This is a genomic window from Jeotgalibaca caeni (assembly GCF_028863945.1).
Taxonomy (GTDB): domain Bacteria; phylum Bacillota; class Bacilli; order Lactobacillales; family Aerococcaceae; genus Jeotgalibaca; species Jeotgalibaca caeni.
In genome coordinates, this window is the sequence record NZ_JARBEA010000109.1 from 1 (window position 1) to 2,590 (window position 2,590).

The 2,590-nt window shown below is 37.2% G+C and carries 1 protein-coding gene and 1 tRNA gene; both read right to left on the reverse strand.

What is annotated here, in order from left to right; translation table 11 throughout:
• Positions 1-655: 655 nt before the first annotated feature.
• A tRNA-Lys gene (locus PVE40_RS12580) sits at positions 656-728 on the reverse strand.
• 103 nt (positions 729-831) lie between these two features.
• The gene (gene dnaB / locus PVE40_RS12585; protein WP_274732278.1) at positions 832-2,199 is read right to left on the reverse strand and encodes a replicative DNA helicase; all 1,368 of its coding nucleotides are present in this window, start codon (positions 2,197-2,199) and stop codon (positions 832-834) included.
• Positions 2,200-2,590 lie beyond the last annotated feature (391 nt).

Genomic DNA, 2,590 nt, shown 5'->3' on the forward strand with positions numbered 1-2,590 from the left:
ACATGATGAGCAGAATAGCTCTTTTTTTGCTGACTTGATGTTTTGCGGCACAAGTGCCGACTTAATTGTGTGCATCCATAAGGATGCCCTGCACGTTTGGTTCGTTCATTCTTTGTTCAGTTTTCAAAGGTCAATCCGTTGTCTTTTTGTTGAGCGACAACTATTTAATAATAACATCTTCTCACTAATTCGTCAACAGTTTTTTTAGTTTTTCCAAAAACATTTTTTATGACGTTTCTGCTTCGTAAGAGGCAGCTTTGTTATAATATCACCTGTTTCAGGAAAGGTCAAGCAATCTAGCTTTTCAAATATTGACTAAATAATAAACTAGAGGAGGAACTTGGTTCATTATATAGAAGAAACTATTTTAGAAGCCCTTTATTATTCTATAAAAACCTGAATTACTTCTATATGTTTCCCTAGAATTCAACTCCAAGTATAGGTTGAAGAGCTGTATCATCCTAAAAAAAGAAGAATTCGTTTATTTATACATCTTCATTTTTTGTTAAATGTACTTATTTGAAAGACCATCTATCCTTCGATTCATTTATTGGTGGATCAAGTTCTTGTTGGCTCTAACAAAAATTCTGCCACCAAAGAAAAAAAGCCTCAGCACTACCGACTGAGAAGTCGATGTTGCCAAGGCTTTACTATATGGGTTATGGGGGGCTCGAACCCTCGACCCGCTGATTAAGAGTCAGCTGCTCTACCAACTGAGCTAATAACCCATGTCTTTTTATGAGAACAAAAACTATTTTACTCCTATCTTTTATGAAGTGCAAGAGTTTTTTATAAAAAAAGGAATAGAAATCTCTACTCCTTTCTTTATAACTAATTCGGTTCTGGTATATAGGACATAGATGAGAACTTATTAAATTCCTTTTTAAAGAGCAGCTTCACTGTACCTCGTGCTCCGCTCCGGTTCTTCTCTATAATCACTTCAACAATGTTATTCTCAAATTCTGGTTCGCTTTGTTCTTCTGACCCTTCTCGTTCATAGTAATCTTCCCGGTAAAGGAAAGCTACGATATCAGCATCTTGTTCAATTGACCCAGACTCCCGAATATCACTCAATACAGGGCGTTTGTCTTGTCTTTGTTCAACTCCCCGGGATAATTGAGATAATGCAATGACGGGCACTTTTAGCTCTTTGGCTAGTTTCTTCAATTGACGTGAAATATCAGATACTTCTTGTTGTCTACTTTCTCGGTTATTACCCTCAATTAATTGAAGGTAATCGATAACGATCAACCCTAAGTTTCCTTGTTCCTGTTTTAAACGACGGCTCTTAGCTCTAATCTCCGCAATACGAATTCCTGGAGTGTCATCAATAAAGATTTTTGATTGGCCTAACGTTGCCATAGCCATAATCAAATTTGACCACTCTTCTTCTGACATCTGTCCCGTTCGCAAGTGTCCTGCGTCAATATTTCCCTCTGCACACAACATCCGGTTTACAAGAGACTCTGCTCCCATCTCCAAACTGAAAATAGCCACTACTTGATCTGCTTTTGTCGCAACGTTCTGAGCAATATTTAGGGCAAAAGCCGTTTTCCCTACAGCTGGCCGAGCAGCTAGAATGATTAATTCTTCTTGCTGTAGACCAGCAGTCATTTTATCCAATGCTATGTAACCCGTTGGAATACCTGTTACATCACTCGTTTGTTGGGATAAGGATTCGATATTTTGCAAAGAAGTATTAATAACATCAGAAATCCGAATAAATCCTGAACGGTTTCTACGCTCAGATACTTGTAGAATATTTTGTTCTGCACTATCTAAAATAACTGCTAACGCATCAGATTCTTCATATCCTTGTTTTACGATACTAGTTGCTGATCGGATTAAATTTCTTAAAATAGATTTCTCTTCAACAATTTTGGCATAAAATTCAACGTTGGCAGCAGTAGGAACAATAGTAGCTATCTCTGCTAAGTACTCCATTCCGCCTACATTTTCAAGTTGATTCTTGCTCTCTAATTCATTGGTTACCGTGATTACGTCGATTGCTTCATTGCGATTGTACAATTGCACAACTGCATCGAAAATAATTTGGTGGTTCTTTCGATAGAAGTCAACCGCATCGAGGTATTCCAGCACATTGACGACCGTTTCAGGATCAAGAAAAATAGAACCCAAAACAGACTGTTCTGCTTCGATACTGTGCGGAGGTATACGGTCTTGGAGTATTTCTTCCATAAACATCTTCATCCTTTTTTATACTGGATTGAGAGCAACTGCTCTCGTGCCTTCTTATTGTACTCTAAATGAAGTGGAAAAACAATTTCCAAAAGGGAACGAACGTTCTTTTTTATAATAGAAAAAAGGAGCTAGATTTCTCTAACTCCTTTTAAGTTATTATTCTTTTAGGCTCTATAATATTTGGTGTTGGTGAATCATTTTGATTCACTGGCACCATTTTTGTTTTTAAATGCAAAAAGGCCAGTGAACCCCTATAATTTAGTTACCACACAAAACAACAGGAGGACTCACATGGCCCATACTCATTGTATTAAAAAAATGCTCGGAATAGAAGACCCAAATATATATTTAGATGACATGCCCGTTGTATTCGAAAAAATCAAGCAAG

Excerpts from the sequence above, each read along its gene's own strand:
- dnaB (WP_274732278.1), bottom strand. The coding sequence starts at position 2,199 with ATGGAAGAAATACTCCAAGACCGTATACCTCCGCACAGTATCGAAGCA.